At 38.9% G+C, this 19,084-nt stretch carries 16 protein-coding genes and 1 tRNA gene; 7 read left to right on the forward strand and 10 right to left on the reverse strand.

Translation table 11 applies throughout. The annotated features are described in order from the left end of the window. Nucleotides 1–315 precede the first annotated feature (315 nt). Nucleotides 316–1,134, forward strand: a complete 819-nt coding sequence (locus tag PV02_RS10895; protein WP_256623446.1) for a hypothetical protein — start codon at nt 316–318, stop codon at nt 1,132–1,134. 208 nt (nt 1,135–1,342) lie between these two features. Here PV02_RS10895 and PV02_RS10900 read toward each other — a convergent pair whose 3' ends face one another. From PV02_RS10900 to PV02_RS10920, 5 genes are all read right to left on the reverse strand, one after another. Next, nucleotides 1,343–2,206 carry a hypothetical protein gene (locus PV02_RS10900; protein ID WP_256623447.1) on the reverse strand — a complete coding sequence of 288 codons (864 nt, stop codon included), beginning with the start codon at nt 2,204–2,206 and terminating at the stop codon, nt 1,343–1,345. A gap of 259 nt (nt 2,207–2,465) precedes the next feature. Then, the gene (locus PV02_RS10905; protein ID WP_256623448.1) at nt 2,466–5,162 is read right to left on the reverse strand and encodes a DNA polymerase; all 2,697 of its coding nucleotides are present in this window, start codon (nt 5,160–5,162) and stop codon (nt 2,466–2,468) included. After that, a complete protein-coding gene (locus PV02_RS10910) occupies nt 5,159–5,509 on the reverse strand; it encodes a hypothetical protein (protein ID WP_256623449.1) in 351 nt (116 codons plus the stop codon). Before PV02_RS10910 ends, PV02_RS10905 begins: the two co-directional genes overlap by 4 nt. A 25-nt stretch (nt 5,510–5,534) precedes the next feature. Next, nucleotides 5,535–6,179: a ubiquitin-like domain-containing protein gene (locus PV02_RS10915; RefSeq protein ID WP_256623450.1), complete on the reverse strand. Its 645-nt coding sequence runs from the start codon at nt 6,177–6,179 to the stop codon at nt 5,535–5,537. Continuing rightward, on the reverse strand, nt 6,176–6,316 hold the full coding sequence (locus PV02_RS10920) for a hypothetical protein (protein ID WP_256623451.1): 141 nt from the start codon (nt 6,314–6,316) through the stop codon (nt 6,176–6,178). Before PV02_RS10920 ends, PV02_RS10915 begins: the two co-directional genes overlap by 4 nt. Before the next feature lie 182 nt (nt 6,317–6,498). On the opposite strand from PV02_RS10920, the gene PV02_RS10925 reads away from it, so the two are divergent. Further along, nucleotides 6,499–7,371, forward strand: a complete 873-nt coding sequence (locus PV02_RS10925; protein ID WP_256623452.1) for a hypothetical protein — start codon at nt 6,499–6,501, stop codon at nt 7,369–7,371. After that, complete coding sequence (gene cas1 / locus PV02_RS10930; RefSeq protein ID WP_256623453.1) at nt 7,368–8,582, forward strand: CRISPR-associated endonuclease Cas1; 1,215 nt, start codon at nt 7,368–7,370, stop codon at nt 8,580–8,582. The genes PV02_RS10925 and cas1 overlap by 4 nt, the downstream gene beginning before the upstream one ends. Before the next feature lie 127 nt (nt 8,583–8,709). On the opposite strand, the gene PV02_RS10935 is transcribed toward cas1, so the two are convergent. Genes PV02_RS10935 through PV02_RS10945 form a run of 3 tightly spaced genes read right to left on the reverse strand, consistent with a single transcriptional unit; the run spans nt 8,710 to nt 14,271 of the window. Then, entirely contained in the window at nt 8,710–10,188 is a 1,479-nt protein-coding gene (locus PV02_RS10935; protein WP_256623454.1) for a restriction endonuclease subunit S, read from the reverse strand. Continuing rightward, complete coding sequence (locus tag PV02_RS10940) at nt 10,172–11,596, reverse strand: class I SAM-dependent DNA methyltransferase (protein ID WP_256623455.1); 1,425 nt, start codon at nt 11,594–11,596, stop codon at nt 10,172–10,174. The genes PV02_RS10935 and PV02_RS10940 overlap by 17 nt, the downstream gene beginning before the upstream one ends. Next, complete coding sequence (locus tag PV02_RS10945; RefSeq protein WP_256623456.1) at nt 11,593–14,271, reverse strand: type I restriction endonuclease subunit R; 2,679 nt, start codon at nt 14,269–14,271, stop codon at nt 11,593–11,595. Before PV02_RS10945 ends, PV02_RS10940 begins: the two co-directional genes overlap by 4 nt. 167 nt (nt 14,272–14,438) lie before the next feature. Here PV02_RS10945 and PV02_RS10950 point away from each other — a divergent pair, with 167 nt between their 5' ends. Continuing rightward, a complete protein-coding gene (locus PV02_RS10950) occupies nt 14,439–15,287 on the forward strand; it encodes a hypothetical protein (protein WP_256623457.1) in 849 nt (282 codons plus the stop codon). After that, nucleotides 15,280–15,783, forward strand: a complete 504-nt coding sequence (locus tag PV02_RS10955; protein ID WP_256623458.1) for a hypothetical protein — start codon at nt 15,280–15,282, stop codon at nt 15,781–15,783. The genes PV02_RS10950 and PV02_RS10955 overlap by 8 nt, the downstream gene beginning before the upstream one ends. 83 nt (nt 15,784–15,866) lie before the next feature. Here PV02_RS10955 and PV02_RS10960 read toward each other — a convergent pair. Next, nucleotides 15,867–15,950: transfer RNA gene (locus tag PV02_RS10960), tRNA-Leu, on the reverse strand. An 83-nt stretch (nt 15,951–16,033) separates the two neighbouring features. Here PV02_RS10960 and PV02_RS10965 point away from each other — a divergent pair. After that, nucleotides 16,034–16,828 carry an MBL fold metallo-hydrolase gene (locus PV02_RS10965; RefSeq protein WP_256623459.1) on the forward strand — a complete coding sequence of 265 codons (795 nt, stop codon included), beginning with the start codon at nt 16,034–16,036 and terminating at the stop codon, nt 16,826–16,828. Between the two features lie 144 nt (nt 16,829–16,972). Here the strand turns inward: PV02_RS10965 and PV02_RS10970 are convergent, their stop codons facing one another. After that, entirely contained in the window at nt 16,973–17,515 is a 543-nt protein-coding gene (locus tag PV02_RS10970; RefSeq protein ID WP_256623460.1) for a DJ-1/PfpI/YhbO family deglycase/protease, read from the reverse strand. A 263-nt stretch (nt 17,516–17,778) separates the two neighbouring features. Here PV02_RS10970 and PV02_RS10975 point away from each other — a divergent pair, with 263 nt between their 5' ends. Further along, entirely contained in the window at nt 17,779–19,023 is a 1,245-nt protein-coding gene (locus PV02_RS10975; protein ID WP_256623461.1) for a hypothetical protein, read from the forward strand. The last annotated feature ends 61 nt before the right edge of the window (nt 19,024–19,084 follow it).

Below are 19,084 nucleotides of genomic sequence, written 5' to 3' on the forward strand. Positions count from 1 at the left end.
AGTAATAATTAAAGTTAACAGTTCCGTTTTTTGCTGTTAACTATAACCCAAAAACCATATGCGGGGATATATACAACGCTAAAAAAGTGTACGCTATTTTTTTAAAGTCTTTTATCTTAGATGTAATAAAAATAGAGTGATAAAAAAGTTAATATATTTGACCTATTTTAAACAAAGGCATGTTATTTTTGATGTTTCTAAAGTTAAAGTTTGATTTTGACGAGTATTTACATTGCTTTTGGTGATTTTATGACATTTGATAGTACTAAATATACAGGGTTACCACACGGGTATCTAGATTATCACTATATACTTATGCATTTTGAAGAAGAAGACATTGCTAAAAAAGCTAGCAAAATTCAATCTTTATTCTCTAAACAAACAAAAAAATGGACAGATCAACTCAATTCTGAATGGATTGCAAGGAATTACTTATCTGCCAAGTTCATTCTTTCAACAAACTTATTAGCTAGCTCACTAGATTATTCTATTGACCGAAATTTACAAACTGTTGTACCTTATCTATCATATTATTCAATTCTTACTGCTAGTAGATCTTATCTTATGACTTTGCCAAATGTCAGTTGGAATGATGGTTCTATTCTTACATATACACATGACAAAACAATAAAAATAGTTTCAGATTCATTACGTACTATTAATAAGGAAATAGCAGATGATTTTCAAGAAAAGGTTTACTATTTAAAGGCTATTAGAGAACTATTTTCATACAAGTTTCCTTCAACCGGAATCGATTGCGTAACAAACAAATCAATGATTGGTTTGAATGATACTTTAAATTATTGTGGTCTTTTGTGTGAATTAGCTCAGCTAAACAGTGAATTTTTAGAAGCTTCATTTAACAAAAATGCAGAAAAAAGACGATTCCCAATTATTGAAGAAATCTTTTGGGGAATAATGCAATATGAAGATAGACCTTCACAAATTTCTTTTGTAGATGACTTTGATTGGGAGCGAATTGCACAATGGACAAGGACTGAAAGACCTGTTAATCTAACTCTTTCAATGCGGGAAGGTTGGATTGATGATTTTTTTGCATCCTGGGAAGAAGGTTCTCATTCTGATAATGACGACTTTATTCCAAACCCAAGAATTGTGTTTTCAGTTCCTTAAATAAGCCATATATTCATTTAAACTGTTATATTAAAAAGAAATTGTGAATAAATTCACTTATGCAACTGTTCTAATTTGGTTTGTATCAAATCAAAAATTCAATTTTTACGTTGATACAAATCGTGTTATTTCTATAAGGTACTAATAATCTTTATTTAACTAAAATCCGTATGCGGATATTTTATGGAATTAATTCTAAACAGATAGTTTAGCTTTTATTCGAGAATTCAACCGATTGATTAGTATTGTCAAAAGTATTTAGCAAATAACTGCTAGCTAAAATAGTATTTGAATCTAAATCAGAACTAATATTGCTGGCTTGGTCATTAAGAGATGAAAGGCTATTGTTAATTGCACCGAGTTTTGTATCTATATTGCCTAGTTGTTGTTCATAATTTGTTTCAAGTATAAGGTATGTGTTAAATATCGTTAAGAGAATTACTAATACAGTCATAGCGGCTGTTAATTTGAAATGAAATGCATTTTGCTTTGATCCCTCATCTAATTGTTTTTTTATATTTATTGATGCTTTGATGATTCCTGCATCGGCAGGTTCACAAAAATTATACAACTTAGGTGATAGAAGGCCATGTTCATAATCCAAACGTTCCTGCTTTTCGCAAATACCTCTTATATTTCCAAGATCAAGGCAATCATAATAACTAGAGCATCTTCTAACTTCATAGAGTTCATATTCTTCAATTGTCTCTTCATGTTTGTCAGAAAACTCTTTAAGGCATGAGTCTGAGCAAAAATTATCACATTCAATTAGCTTATCTTCCAAGTGGTTTCCAACTTGTACTTCTTCATATTTTCTCAAAGAAAAAAACATGTAGTTATTGATATTTTTATTGCATATTTCACAAACATCTATAGACTCAGCATTGCCACTGTTGTCTGAATCGTTTATTTGTGCGATTGTCTTTTTTACGGACTTTTGTCTACCCTGAAATAAAGAAGTATGAGATGGAAGCATCATTTTATTTAGATCGCTTAGAGTTGAACCAATGTTTAGAGAAGACAATATTTTTTCGTTCTCTCCAAAAAGTTCCCCTATGGTTTTTTTCGACATTATTCTTTTATCTTCTAATTAACTATATTTCCTTTTCTGCACTATACATCCCTAATTGACCATTTAACTAAAATCTGCATGCGGGCATTCTTCAGGATTATAATCCCATCTACAGTTTTCAAAATGCTCGCAGCCTTCACATATGCTTTCTAAAAATTCTAGTGTTTCACCCATTTACAATCACTTCACTTTTTTCTTAGTATTGCTTAACATTGTCTTACTTAAATTATATATTTTTCTAATAAGGAAAGATGGAAAATTAATAGTAAATTGCTTTTAGCACCTTCTTCATCTCCTTGGTATTCATATTAAAGTCACCTTCTCTTACCCTATCCTTCAATTGCTTTAATGAACTCCTGTGTTTAATCCCAATTTTTCTGGCCTCATCAGGAGTTAAATTGTCTACAAATTCCCTCACTTCTTCTATGTTCGGATAGATCTCAACATGAATGCCTTCTAACTCCTGCATCTCAATCTTATTGGCTTCCTTGCCTACATACACGCATCCTGTGGGCTTTAGATTTCTTCTTTGTAGAACACCAATATCACCTTCAAATTTGGCTTCTGGATGGTTTATGTAGCTAAGAAACACGTCAGCTAACGGCTTCCAGAGGTGTCTCCCCTGACAAATATCTCCTGTATAAGAGTCTATACATTTTTTCTCGACTACTACCTGAGGGTTTTTGTTAAAAGGAGCAATGGGTTTTATGCTCTCTCCTTTCTCATTGACTGTTGCACCACTTCCAACAAGCATGAAATTGAAAGGTTTGATTTGTTCAGAAAATTCCTTGCCTTCGTTCATTTTCTTGAAGCGTAGCAGAATATTTCCAGTTGATACAGTAAGGTTGGAGATAACTGCATAATAGTCGTAAGTCTCCAATACATCAATTAACTCTTCAGGATGGAAATGAACTTTGAGAATGTCATCCCAAAATCTTTTGTGCCAATGTTCCCCTTCCTTCAATTCAAGACTAAACGGATTTGTGATATGTCCTAAACCATGTAGCTTATAGAAGAGTTTCTTACCTTCTGGAATGACTATTTTGTTTCCTTCTCTTCTAAACAAACAGTACCTTTTGGAACTGATACCATAGAACCAGATATCTTCCATCCCATCCTCTATTTCCAGAATTGGCTTATCAAAGTCATAAGGGTTAAGTGAATCAAAGAGGTGGCTCAATTCCTCTGCAAGATATGGAGGAACAAAAATTGAATCTGTATCCATATATGCATGAACTTCCCCTTTATCCATTACATACCTTTCAGCAATAGCAATTAACAAACGTGATCCTGCTGTAATGCATGCACCGATAATTGGATTGAAAAACGCTGCTGTTTCTTCAAATATCCCTTTTGTCTCATAATCAATATTGCTATATGCAGTCAAATCTTCCTCATCTTTTGGATGCATTTCAATGTAAATACCGTATGTAGTTGCATTATTAAGAATTTTAACTGCCTTTTGCTGTGCATCAAGAACATCATATTCATGTGAGTCTCTAGGAAGTGATTTCATTTTTTGTTTAATCTCTTGCCTGCGTTCAACAAGGACTTTGATAAGATTATCTTCTTTTGGATTTACATGAACTCCATAGACCTCTGTTTCCTTGAGATCCTCCTGAATGCCTTCTGGAATAAACCTCATAGCTCTCTTTATCTTCGGAGATTTGCCTGTAAACAACTTTGAGGCTAAAACATCGGGTAGGAAGTAAAACAGTCTTTTATCCCATGTTATTTTATTAACTCCAATATTGAAGGTCGCATCCTTTTCACTATATTTTGATCTAACTGGAAAAATATCTTCTTCAGGCTCAATTTCAACAAGGACAACTAAGTCCTTCCATATATCAGGATTTAGTGCATCTTCTAAAGTGAATGACTCTATCAATCTACGAACATTTTCTGTATCATCTGTGTGGTGAACACTTTTTGCGACAACAAATTTCCACATATCAAGAAGTAGTGTTACAGTTGGGTACATACTGAAAAAGTCTAGCACTGTAACCTTTGTAGGTGTTTTTCTCATCCTGCACTCACATCTTCCTCCATAGTATCCACTCATTATTTTTCCAAGAACCTCTGGAGGAAAATCAGGATTTTGATCCATGAAAGGTGTGATATTGCATTGTTTGAGGGCTTGTTTTCCAAGAGAAGCAGCAGAGTAGACATCAGTCATTGAAATATTTAACTGGTATCTTTCATATTCCTGCCTTACTTTTTTGAATACCTCATAAGTGGATTTTACATCTGTAATGTTGTAAGCAATATATTTTGGAGTTATCACACCGTGCTTCTTTGTTTTTTGCTTCTTTATTGGTGTATCAAATATCTCACATGCCTTTTCAAGAGTAAGAGATTTGCTATCTGTCAAAATGCATGCTAGATTACAGATATCCAGAAAATGACCTTTGAACGTTCTCTCCTTCCTGTACTTACCCTTCGCTCTTGTAAACTCGACATTGTATGATCTCCCTGTAAGATGTTTTATGCGTATTCTAGGGTATGTTGTATCCTCAGTAAGCAAAAAAGAAAAACCATCTTTGCCTGAGTACCTTCCATGACCATAATCAAGAATGATTCTTGAGAGATCAAAATTGAGATTAAAACCAATACAGAGAGCTTTTCTTTCATAGACTTCCAGATAAAAGAGCTTGATAAACTCTTCAAGAGAAAACAAGCGTATATTATGCTTTTCAGAGAATTTTTCTAGTATCTTGTATTCTTTCTCTGAAACATGTCTCTCATCCCAGAAGAGGCCACCATAATGAAAAACATCATTCTCATGTACATCAAAGTAACCAAATTTTAAGTTAAGATATTCATCAGCCGTTGTTTCTGTATCAAAAGTAAGAACTCTGGTAAATTCAGGAACTTCCTTCTCATATCTAAAATTAGTCTTCTTTTTCTCTTTAGTTTCTTTTTTCGTAGGGTATATTCGCAAAGCTACTTTATTCATTCAATCGCCTCACATCTTTGTTTTAAAAGATCAATTTCAACTTCATCCATACGTTTTCTTAATGCTGCATGTGAAAGCAAAATGTAGTTTAGTCTCTTCTCTAGAGGTAATTTGCTTGACCTAAACTTGGGTGGCAGTTCATTCTGAAAATGTGTTACAGCAGCATGACAGTTCAGACACAGAACCCTTGTTTCATTCGAAAAGGCTCTTGTAGAAATATGGTGATTTTCGTAGATTTTCAGTGCATAAGGGTTGGTTTCTCCACAAATTTCACAGATACCATTTTTAACAAGCTGTTCATCCTTAGCTTGCTGTTTTATCTGTAAAATGAAATCTTCGTTGGACAAGCCTAACCCTCAATTATCAAAAAGTTCAGATTCTGTTGTCGTATACTGGCAATGATTCAGAATCCTCTATCTGTTCCTTAAGCTCGTATAACTTGTCAAGATCAGTCTCAAGTGGATATTCTTTACCATCTACTCCCTTTATCCTGACATCTTTGAAAGGTTCAAGTAGAGTTTTATCTGTTTTATTCAGAGCAATCCTGACAACATTCAGATATCTGCTGATAAGAGATCCATCCCTTGAGCTATTGACTACAACACTGATTCTTTTACCATTCGAGAAAATCCATCTATTCCTTTCAATGCTGTCTGTTTTTGTGGCAACCCACTTGCCACTCTTTTTAAAAACAGCATTACCAAGGTGTCTGAGAGCATCCTTTACACTGATTCCTTGCTCCTTTGCAGCTAAAGTGAAGTTCTTTCCTTTCCTTAGATTGCTTAATGCCAGAAGAGCTCTAGCTCTCATGTCGGCCTCTTCAGGAGAAAGCATAGCATACGCTTTCAGAGCTGGAGATACATCCGATACCCTCATTTTACGGAGAGTGCTAAGTGTAGCTGAAGGATCAAGCTTGTGTTTCCTGATGATCTCTTTTGCATACCTGGTATCTCTTGGAATAGCTTTGAGCCATTCACCGTAGGTCCTATACTCCTTAGAGAATCTTGGCCTGCTCATCTCTCTTCCTCCCAGAGCTTCATTAAGGCAATTCTTACAACCTCAGCCTGGGAACATCCAAAGAAGTCTGACATCAATTCCAGTTTCTCCCTGTAATAGGGAGCCAGTGTTATTGTTAATCTGTTTACTGGTGGCATTTTTCTCACCAACAACTGAAATTACCGCATGATTTATATTCAAATGTGACATCATATTTGACATATAAAAAACCAGAATTTGCTATGCAACTATTCTAGTTTGAGAACTATAATCTGATACTTGATAACTATTTAACAACTATTTGTCTAAGCTACATGTATAAGAAAGTGACAGTGTTTGTATGAGCAAAAATGAAAATGACAAAACTCTCATTGAAGAATTAAAGGAATACGTCTCTAGTTACGGAATTGTAAAGAAAGAAGACATTGTAAACAAATATGAAAAAGCTCACTCGCGCGGCTACAGTAAAGAAACCATTGGCAGAAGATTAGATGATTTGGTAAGTGCAGGAATCATAGAGAAACTGTCTGCTAAACAAGTCAAGAAATATGGGATCAATGCAACAGATAATCGTGAAAAGTACTTTATGCTAAAGGAGAATACGGAAATAAAAAAGCATATTGATTCTGTTTTTAAGCTCTTTGAAGATGGCGATTGTGAAGATAAACTGGCTGCTTTAGGGGAAATGGATACTTATAAGAATTATTACATTTTAGAACCGCTGCAATTAGATATTCTGGTTAAAAGCCTTAGTGAAAACGACATTGAATTGTCATATCAGCTAATAGTAGTTATTTATCACTATATTGTGGATAAAAATATCCAACCAAGCGACATCAACTTACTACTTACAAAGCTGAGATTACTTTTGAAAAATATACAACCTCTGTCTCAACAACGTCCTGTTCTTAGAGGGAATATTATTGCTTTACTTTGCATGTACGATGATGAAGCTGTAGTTGAACAACTTATTGAAGATGCCAAGACAATGGAAAACTTTGCAGATGTAAAGGATGAATATGATAAACTATATGCTTCGAGCTTAATCGAGAAGAATAGAACTAAGCTCTTTAATCTTGAAATTGAGTTGAGAAAAAAAGGTAAGCACAAAAATGCTAAAGTTCTTTCTCAAATAAGGCATCAGGCAAGAAAAGGTATAGATATATCGGTGCTTGATGGCAATGTTAATACTCCGGGGGCTGATCTTAAATGAGATTTTTACTGTTGAATGGGAATGGCATCGATATTCGTGTAAATAACGCTAAACTACATGTCAGGGATGGAAGATTCTCGACAACTGAAATTCCCGAAGAATATGTTTACTCTCCAAAGAGAATGGACATTGATAGCATTATCATCTATGGTCAGAACGGAAATCTCACGCTTGATGCTATAAGATGGCTGATAAAACATAATGTTCAGATTTCAATACTCAACTGGGACGGTAAATTATTGACTACAATGCTTCCACCTGAGAGCACTAATGTCAAGACAAAGTTTGCTCAATATCATGCTTTTGAGGATGAGCAAGCAAGAGTCAAAATCGCAAAGAACTTCATTGAAGCTAAGTTTGATAAAACTCTTGTAGTACTTGATTACCTAAAACAACGCTATCCTGAAATCGAGTATGATTTAGCAGAGGACTTTGAGAAACTAGAGAAAGCCAAGACCATCAAGGAAATAATGGGTGTTGAGGGCGGTGTTGCCTACAAATACTGGAACGAGTTCTCAAAAGCCATTCCTGATAAATACGATTTTGAATCGAGGATTGATTCGAGCCGGAGAGCCACAGGCGCAGGGGACGTGGTAAACGCTATGCTTAACTATGGCTATGCTTTGCTAGAGGCAGAGGGCCTAAGGGCCATTAACGCTGTGGGCCTAGATCCTCATGTAGGTTTTCTGCATGAAATGACAACTAGCAAGAATAGTTTGGCTTACGACCTGCAAGAACCTTTCAGGTTCTTAGTAGATCTCGCTGTTTTGAGTCTCATAGAACAAGATCGTATGGAGAAGAAAGATTTCATTAGAACTGAAAGTTACTCCTTGCGCCTGAGACCCACTGGTGCAAAGAAACTAACTGAAGAAATCAACCTGTGGTTTAACAAGAGAGTTAATCATCAAGGCAATATGACAATGTGGAGTTATGTCATGTTCTTGAAAACTAGGGAATTGGCTCAGTATTTGGTTGGTAAGCGACAGGAGACAGATTTTGTAGAGCCACAATATGAGACAAAGAGACAGGATACAAGCGACATAAGACAGAAGATTCTCAGTATTTCTTATTCCGATTGGAAAAAGCTAGGTTTTTCAAAAGGAACATTGCATTATATGAAACAAAATGCAAAGGCAGATACTCCTTTTACTCTTAATGCTCATAATAAAGAACGTTTGGATAAGTGGGAGAAACTTGTTGCAAATAGCTAACTTTGATGGAGACATGTAGTCTCCTTTTGTCTCTTCGTGCGATATCTAGGAGACAATTCCAAGAGATATGAGAGACAAATGCAAGCGACAGACAAGAGACAGACACAGAAGACAACTAAGAGACAGATTATTTTTTCTGTTTCTTAATGCTCGCTCCCTCAACTTTAATCCTCTCCAACAGCATTTCAGCAGACTCATAATCCCTGTCTTCCTGTCTGGCAAGCTCTGCCTCAGTAGGCACAAGTTCTCCTGAAAAAGCCTTTGCAAGAATAGATTGCCTGAGTTGATCTGTTTTTTCTTTTGCTGCTATAACTTTTGATTCAATGGAATCGGCAAAAGCAAAGAGTGCACTTACCCTAAAAATAATTTCCTTTTGTTCAGCAAGAGGTGGAAAAGGAAGAGGCATGGAAGCTAACTGTTGTTGATTAATAGAAGCCATATTGACTGTTTGCTGTGCATTCAAATTGAAATACCCTTGTGCATAAACTTGAAACCAATAACCAATGTATTCGCTTAAGATATATTGCTTAAAGACTCTTAACCGAATGTTTTTACTTTCGTAGATGCAAGCTTCAATACCATTCGGAATAGGTGCAGCTTTACCAACTAATTCTCTGCTGTTTACTCGATTCACAAGGATATCTCCTGGCTCAAGAAGATATTCAGCTATTTCTTCTGAAGATAAATTCATCCTTTTGATGTTTTTCCAAACTATTGCTCCATTATCAATATTATACATTCTCAGACACGCAATTCCATCGTCTGAGTAAAATTCCTGTGGCTTGTAAATACCATTTTTCATTGATTCAGATATTAAGTCTATACAAGTCCAACACCAATTAGTTGGTAATTCGTAAGGGACATCACAAATTGCATCTTTTGTTTGCTTTTTCTTTGAAAGTTTGCTTTTATCCGTAGTGATATATTCTAAGATCGTTTTTGCGCTTTCAATGTCGGAATTATGTAATCTCCAATCTTCCGTCAGCCTCCCATCACAAGCAGCCATTAGAACAGCCTGCCTGAAAGCCTTCATGATTTCCGGCACTTTGTCAAGCCTCTCGTTTGTCGCATCTAGACGGGCGAACAGTGCCTCGATTGCTGCGACTATGCGGTGTTGTTCGGGGAGGGGAGGGAGAGGTACAGGATAACTGGATAAACTCTTTGCAGATAAATTAGGTTGAGCAGTACCGTTGTCAAAAGTCTTGATTAACTTTTTCCCAAAAGGGCTAGTTAAAAAATAGTACATGTAGGAATTAATTGTTGCTTCGTTAAGTCTGAGAATTACTAATGAAGATGCAATCGCCCCATTTTTCATACCCGAGAACACTGCACATTTACCTAGTGTTCCTCTCAAGCAATAAATGATGTCCCCTTCAATGAGTTTTCCACTGTTAAGTAAATTATATCTTTCATCACTTATGAAGTTCAAATTTTCAGTTGATACTTTACCATTAAAGAGGTTTCCAGCATTAATGAAAGGTATTCCTGAGTCAACATAATGTCTGTTTGATGGATAGTTTTTGCCTCTATCGCCATTAATCAGAATTCCAAGATTCTTTACTTCTGTCCAAATCCACCCTTCCAGCAGTTCACTCTTCTGTTGCATAACCGTTCCCCATTAGGTCCAGAATTGCATTCAACTCACTAACTGCTGCTTCAAGTTCATCTATTGCTTCAGCAGCAAGTTCTTCAGGCCCAAGTAAATCATCAGTATCTCCTAAGGAATCGTCCCTTAGCCATTTGAGAGAATCAATTTTGTAATTCCTCTCTTTAAGTTCAGAAATGTGGAACTTGTGCCAGCGATTATCCTGTGAGTCTTTTTCCTCACGTTTTGCCCTGCCGTTAGGATCATCACCAAAGCATCTCTCAAACTCTTGAAAATGTTCTTTGGTAAGTGGACGATCTTTCTTTGTGATTTTAGGAACATTTGTACGGCAATCATATACCCAGGTATGCTCTGTGGGAATGCCTTTGGTGAAGAATATCACATTTGTTTTAGTTCCGGGGGAATATGGTGTAAAAGTACCATCAGGCAATCTCAAGACAGTATGTAAGTCACAGTCTTCACAGAGCACCTTGAAAACCTCTCCTGCCTGATCTGCAAAAAGCACGTTATCTGGTACTACGATAGCTGCTCTGCCACCGGGCTTCAAGATGGTCATGACATGTTCAATGAAATTCAGTTGCTTGTTGGATGTTTCAACAACAAAATCTTCACGTCCGGGAGACTGGTTTGCACCTTTGGTTCCAAACGGAGGATTGGTAAGCACCACATCAAACCTTTTAGAATCCGGTATCTCATAGATAGAGTCACCAAGTTTGATCTCAGGTTCAATCCCATGCAAATACAGGTTCATGAGAGCTAACCTGCGTGGACGCTCCACAAGCTCTTGTCCGTGATATGTACTGTAACGGATGCGTTTAGCAAGGTCACGGTCCACTGCACCTCCTGCGGTGATCTCCTTAAGCCACTCATAGGCAGATACAAGAAAGCCACCTGTACCACATGCAGGGTCCATTATAGCAAACTCCCTGCTGGCGCGTGGGTCTGGCTTCATACACCTTACTATCATCTGGATAACTATACGTGGAGTGAAATACTGCCCTGCACCCTTTTTACCTTCACTGGCAGCCTTTTCCAGTAGTCCTTCAAAAGCCATTGCCTTTACATCGATGTCAAGACCTGTCCACTCGGTTTCATCAATGAGTGTAATCATCTTTTTAAGGCTTACAGGGTTGTGGAAACGGGAGAGAGCACCTGCAAAGATATCACCAAGAAGACCGTCCTGCTTACCAAGAGTCCTCAATGCATCACTATAATGCTCTGTAAGTTCTATGCCAGACTGCTCTTTCAGGGATTGCCATCCACAAGCTTCAGGCATTTCAATGCCTCTCTCATCAGCCATTTTCAGAAACAGCAGGTAAGTGATTTGCTCAATATAATCGCCGTAATCAATGCCTTCATGCCTTAAAGTATGGCAAAAACCCCATAGTTTTTGTACAATATCGCTCATGCTGCAACTGCCCTGTTAAATTCTGTTATTAAGGTTACAAGCTGGCCTTCAAAGATCCGGTTGGCCTTATTCCATCCGCCATAATCGGCAAACACCGGAATATAATCGAAGTCCTCTTTATCGATAGAGAGGTTTGCAATCAGATGTGACTTGATGCGTTCCAGCCATAAAAGCTGATCTGTTGTAAAGCTTTTCCCCATCGTAACCTTGGAAAAAGCATTGCTTACACGCTCTTCTGCTGTTAGCAAAGCTTCTTCCTCAGAGGCAGCATGTTTTATCATTGAGATAATGTCTACAAGAGCCTTACTGTATTTGATTTGATGTGCTCTTTGAAGATTTTCAACTGTAAATCTTTGCTGAGAAGATTCCAGTTTTTTCTTTAATTCTTCAAGTGCATCTGTACTCCATTCTTGTGGCCTGTCAAGAAGAATACCAATTGCAGCTATCTTTTCAGGATTCTCCTTTACGAAATTAGAAAACAATTCAAGATAATCATCTGGCCTGTACTCGTTACCTGAAGCATCTCTCACTATCCAAGTAGAAGAAACAGAGTCCCTTTCTCCATAATCCACATAGAATGTCTTCTTTGGTCTCGGATAGTTCTCAAGCAGATTCAAAAAGTCCTTATTCCTCAGGACTTCCATAGTTCCGGTAAAGTCCTCTTCAAGCCTTCTTTCAAGAGAAATTGCAAAACTCTTGAGATCTCCTTTCTCGATGAAAGCACTGAACATATCACGCGCTTCCCCACTCATCTCCTTGTCTATCCTGTTGAGACGCTTTGTAAGAATACGAGTATTATATTTCCTGTCCCGGTTATTCCAGATGTCTTCAATTACCTTGCTAATTGGCTTAACTTCTTTTTGTGGAGGTTCTGCTGTCACTCCTGTAACTGATTTGAAATAATCAATGAGAGTCCCTCCAAAACAATCAAAGACTACAAAGTGAGATTTATCAGGATAGTGCTCGCCCTTTCTAGTTCCTCTCCCCATCATTTGTTCAAATAGGATTCTTGATTTAACATATCTCAAGAAAACAATATATTCAAGATCTGGAACATCAACTCCGGTTGAGAGAAGATCAACAGTCACAGCAATTCCAGGCATTTTTCTATTCCTGAATTCCCTTATTCTCTGCAAAGGACGGTCTACCTTACCTGTAATCTTCTGAACAAAAGAATCTCCTTTTCCAAAAACATCTCTTGCAAGATCAACGATTTGATCAGCATGAGAAGTAAAAGCTATATCATTCACAGCAAAAATCAGAGTCTTAGGAAAACGTCCATATCTCTTTTCATGTTCATCTGCATAGCGTTTAATCTCTTCAAGGATCTTCCTGTTTGAATCAATAGATGTTATTTCTCGTTCTATTTTCTCCGCTGAAAACTCCCTTTCATCCTCAAGCATGTCAATATCACGAAGTCCGGTTTCAGGGTCTATAACCTCAACAGCCTCTCCTTCATGAAGAAAAATACCGTTCATGCGAACACCGGATTCCAGGGCTACAATATCATAATCTACTAGATAACCATCCCTGACAGCCTGCTCATAACCATACTTGTAAACAATCTCCTTGAAATATGCAGACGTGTGAGCGGCAGGAGTAGCTGTAAGTCCTACTTTTATAGCATCAAAATGGTCAAGGGTCTTTCTCCAAGTAGAAATTTCCTGTGCAGAGTAACCCCTATGACATTCATCAGCAATAATTAAGTCAAAAGCATGTATGGGAATATTTAACTGACTTGCATCTTCATCTTCAGTCTCATCACAACAGGAGAACGCAGATGTTTTCCCAAACAGGTTTATTGTCATTCTCTGGATAGTAGAAACATATACAAAGCTGTGTTCCGGTTTAGGGTCAGTCAGGTAAGATTCAGGCATTGCATTTACATCAAAAGTTTCATCCTCTCCAAGGTCACCACGCTGAAAACGCTGGCTATAAACTTCATAGGTCTTATCGAACTTTAAACCCTGTTCAGTTTCAAAAGATGAAAAAGCCCTAACAGCCTGTGCAGCAAGAGCCCTTCGATCTACTAAGAACAAAACCCTTTTAGCGACACCTGCTTTCATTAATCGATAGATGAGATTTACAACAGTGAATGTTTTCCCCGTTCCTGTTGCCATCGCAAGCATCATTGTTCTTTTCTTGTTGGCAATAGCCTTCCCAACAGAATCACACGCTTCACATTGGTATGGTCTCATGTATTGATTATCTGGAATGGAAAAGAAGCTAGTTATTGTCTCATCATTATCAATGTTTAGTCTTTCAAGCAAAGCTTCGGGTGTATGGAAACCTGATACTTTTCTAGAGCGATTCAGAGGATTACGAACATCATGATACAATATTTCTGTACCGTTTGTTGAATACAAAAACGGAACTTTAAACCCATCAAAATTAAACCCACTATTAGACACTCCTTTTGAGTATCTTTCTGCCTGTGTGAGGACATTTTGTGGTCCTAAAGTGACTTTCTTGGCTTCAATGATTCCAAGTATCTTCCCGTCCACACACAATGCATAATCAGCAGGACCATTAGAAGTGGGATATTCCCCAATTGCACATTTATTGTACTCTGATAGTACCTTTGTGTAATCATAGAGTGCAACCTTCCAACCTTCTGTAACCAGCAAAGGATCAATGAGCTTTTTCCTTGTCTGCTTTTCGGTAAGAGTTTGCATTTGAATTCCTCGATAGTGAGAGCAACTAAACTTCAGAACATATTCTATTTAAACATATAAATAGGTTCATAGTGAAACATTACACCAAAGCAAGACGTTAATTGAAAACATGCACACATAGTTAATAAATTATATATAGAGTTCTTAGCATTCTTAAATAGGTAACAATGACTAGAACGATTCAAGTAAGCCTTGGGAGAATCACCCATAAATCATTTGGGAAAGAAGATCCTTTTGGAGTTATATTAAGAGGTCTTAAAGGAAAAAACATCGTATCTACAAAATCGTTTTTGTATCATTTAAAAAATGTGTTTGCATATTCCAAATCTGACTTTAAAGTAATTTATGGGGAATTATATAAATCAAAGTTATCATCTAAACATCAAGTCTTAGATAAGACAAATCTAACCTATGGCCCAGAGATAATTGATGAGTTCTTTTCTGTAAGTCAATTTGTTATATTTAGAGACTTATCAATCGTTTTTACAAGTAGTTCGAAATTGCGAGATGATAACTTTATTGAAATGATTGAAATTTTGTATGGTCTTAACTCCGAGGAGTTATTTTCTCAAATTGAGGTTCATTATCGAAAAGAAGATTTTGATATTTTCAAAAAGATTGAATCGTTTTCTAGGATGATTGAAGTTGAATTGATCAACATCAGAAAATCAAATCCTACCCCACGACCAACATTTGAAAAAATAGAAGCGTTTTTAAGTCGAGAAAGAACCGATGTCTTAAATGCCAAATTTAAATCTGAAACATCAGATGGATTAGCAAGAGATCTGGAAAGTCATATAATGAGCGGAATTTCTATTTCAGATAGTGGCTATGGAGATAGCATAATAACTGGACAGAAACAAAATGGTGACTTTGAAACAATAAGGTTAAAAGACAAAGTAATAAGAAAAAGAATCCAATATCTTCCTCTTGAAGAAAAAGAACAGTTCATTAATTTGATAATTGAAATGTTTGGAAAATATGTTTCCTCAGAGGATGATTTGATTCATGATTAAAAATATTGTCAAATATAGAAAAAGCATCTTTGAAGATGTGGGCTTATACCTTTCAATATTCATTCCTCTTATTATTTTCTATTTGCTAAAGCCTTGGGAAATGAATATAGTTTTAGATAAAGGCAATGTTTTTAATACATCTGTTGCAATAATCGCACTCTCAATAGGTTTTTGTTATCAAGCTTTTAATTACTTAAACGATTTAGATACAAATGATTTGTTTTATAAAAAACTTTTAAAAACTGAAATTTTCGATGAAATTCACTTTTTATTTACATATAGCATTTATGTTAGTGCCTTAAACATTATAACCTTAGTAATATTCACTATTTTTGTATGGTTCGGAATTACTAATGATTTTTACCTCGTAATCATAGGTTTGGTTCCATCAATTTTCACATTCTATACACTATCAGAGTTTATTAATTTTTATAGAAGTGGTGTTGGGCTAAAAAAGTACAAACTGGAATTTGATAAAATTCAATCACTTGAATGAATTTTATTATTATATTTAGTTATTTATTCCTTCAAATTTTGAGCGTACACTTTTTTAGCGTTGTATATATCCCAAAAACCATATGCGAGGGGAGGGATTTGAACCCTCGAAATCCTTCGATACCGGATCTTAAGTCCGGCGCCTTTGACCAGCTGGGCAACCCTCGCAGTGAGAAGAACAGAGTTACTTGCCTTTCGGAATTGTAAGCCACTAATAAGTGTTAAGTTATATAATCCTTATTCTAGTAAATATGAAGATCACATTTCTTGGAACAGGTGTCGGGATTCCGCAGATTGGGAGGGTGCAGTCAGGGCTTATCATGGAGATCGGCGACAGGCCGGTACTGTTCGATTGCGGCTGCGGGGTCCTGGGGAGGATCGTGGAGGCGGGATACGATCATACGGACATCGATACGGTCGTGCTGACGCACCTGCATTTAGATCATGCGGGGGATGTGATCGCGCTGCTCAAGGCCAGGTGGCTCTCGGGCGCGGCGGATGCGGTGCATATCTACGGGCCGGAGGGGACCAGGGACTGGTTTGGGAAGGCCATCGAACCCTATGATTATCTCAAGGGCAGGTTCGAAGTGGAGATAACCGAACTCAGCGGCGGTGAAGCGTTCTCTCCCGAGAGCCCTGGTGCGGAGGATGTTGGAAGCTGCACTACTGCGTGTGACTGTGTCATCACCTGTACGCCCACGGTGCACAGCGTCCCCTCGCTGGCCTACCGGGTGGAGAATGAAGGCCGGGCAGTAGTCTATACCGGCGATACCGAACCCTCGGAAATGCTCTTCAGGTTCGCGGACGGTGCGGACGCGCTAATACACGAATGCTCTTTCCCTGTGGGTTTTGAGATCACCAACCATACAACACCCGACATGCTCACCCGTCTGATGCAAGAGCAGGCCCTCAATGTGAAACACCTGTATCTCACGCATCTTTACCTGCAGATGCAGGGGCATGAAGCTGAGGCTGTACAGCACATAAAGGAACACTTCAGGGGCGATGTCACGATAGCCGCAGATCTTATGAAAATAAAGTTATAGGCAGCCGGCCTGTGGCCCGGCCTGCCAGTCCTTCTGGATAAAGTGAATGTAGCAGGAGTCGCCCTGTCCAGACGACCATACTCACGGACTCAGGCATGCATCAGCGCCGATGGCGGGATGAGAGCCTAACTCCCTTTTATCTGTTCAGAACCTTTCCAGAGCCTCAAGGACAGCCTCGCCGAATTTTTCAGCAGCGTCCGGTCCGCAGGCAGTCACCACGTTGTCATCAGCGATGACATCCTCTTCCTCATAGGAAGCTCCGCCTTTCTCCAGTTCCTTTATGCATGCAGCGTCCTTGAACACGGTGGCTTTCCTGTCCTCGAGCACGCCTGCCCTGGCAAGCACGACCGGTGAGATGCATATGGCAGCAACTACTTTCTCGTGGTCGAAGGCATCCTTCACAAGCTTCTGGAGCTTCTTATTGGACCAGAGGAACTCCCGGGAACCGCCGCCACCTGCGATCACCACCGCATCGAACTCCGCGATATTGACATTATCTATGGTGGCATCAGGCCTTACCTTACCTCCAAGGGCGCCCACTGCCTCATCGGTACTGTTGCTGGCAACTGTAACATCCATTCCTGCATCCTCGAAGATCTCCCTGGGTTCAAAGAACTCCTCATCTCTGAAATTTTTCTGTGCTATGATCATCAGTACTTTCTTATCTGCTAGGTCAGATCCTGCCATATTATCACTCTTAAATGTATTATGAACGGGGCTGTTGTTACTTCCGCAACCGGCTGTTCCTACCTCCACTTTATGCAACAGCAGCCGTCATTATTGTCATTGTCTGATAGTTTTATTTTCAGGTACTTATACTTGACTGCCTCTTCCTGAGGCATAAAGCACCGGTCCCGGACTTATCCGATACGATAAAAATCTAACGGCAGGAGGAGATCATCCTTCCGCAAAAAAGATATCGTAGCAGGCCCACAGGTTCAAGTAACGTTATGAAACTGGATGAAAGGATATACGGCTCACAGCTGGCCACCATAGAAAGGGAACTTCTCTTCAAACGTGAGAACACCGGCTTTGTGAGGTTTGACGGAAACAGCCGGCGTATTTTCTATCTTGATCCTTCGCCTTTTTTGCGCTCGAACAAGAACGAGGTCTTCTACCTGACCTGCGGGAAGGCACCTGTCAGGAACAGCCTTGTGGAAGTACATGTCACAGACTCGGAGGTGATCCACAGCGGAGGCAAGGGCGGGTTCAGCAAAACTATGGTGAAGTTCGTGGACAGCTGGGAAAGCATTGCTCCCGCCTCCATATCTAAGGCCAGGGGCCTGCTGGACTTTGAAGAGGTCATCGACTGGTTCAGGACGCCTTATGTAGGAGACAAAGGTGTGCTTGACTGTATCGGTATGGGCAGCGCCCTGTATATATCCTCCGCTCCTCCCTACAGAAGGCATGTGGGAGGCATCAATGCAGCCGTGCTCGGGAAACAGAAAAGCTGGAACGGATACACCGGATCGATGAACACGATCATTCCTGCTGATTTCAGGAGAGCATCTTCTGATTACTATTACAGGATCTCGGAGCAGGACAGGTATATAGGGCCGGAAGGTAAGAAAGAGCTAAGCCTGTCCTGTCTTAACCCGACACTGACACCTATGCAGCTGCCTATCATACTGGATGTAGAGGATGTGAAGGGCAGAAGCAGGATCAATGAATATTGCAAAGAGGACTATCCTGTGCTGGGTGCACATATCATAGACTCATTACTTGTGAATCCTTCCATACCCGGGACGCTTGAACCCTATATCGCTGAGAAGACCTATGAACTCAAGAACGACCTCATGGACATGGGCGGTCTTCCGTACAACCAGGACCTGGGCTCGGCAATTTCCCTTATGGGCCTGGCCTATGCAAGACTGCAGCACAAGACCGGGTGTTCAAAAGAGGACATAAAGGAGGTCTTTGAGTTCTGGACGGATATGACCCATAATGCCAGCAGGGAGTTGTCAACCCCTGCATCACTTACCGAGCTCTACAGCCTCAGGAGGGATGAGAGCACCCTTTACAAGGACCTCTGCAGTGCCTTTGGGACTGATGTTGATGTGCCTCTGCCGGAAGCAAAAAAGGCAACAGCACTGAGTGAACCTGCATTCGGGGATGCCCTTCTGAAACTCAACCTTAAAGGGTATGTGCTCCTGATGGATAATTCCATGATCATCCGTATCCTGTGTAAGGTGTGATAATGAATTTCTACTATATTCAGATCTGATAAAATGGGGAAAATGTAGGGAAAACATAGGA

This window comes from Methanolobus chelungpuianus (assembly GCF_024500045.1).
GTDB classification, from domain to species: Archaea; Halobacteriota; Methanosarcinia; order Methanosarcinales; family Methanosarcinaceae; genus Methanolobus; species Methanolobus chelungpuianus.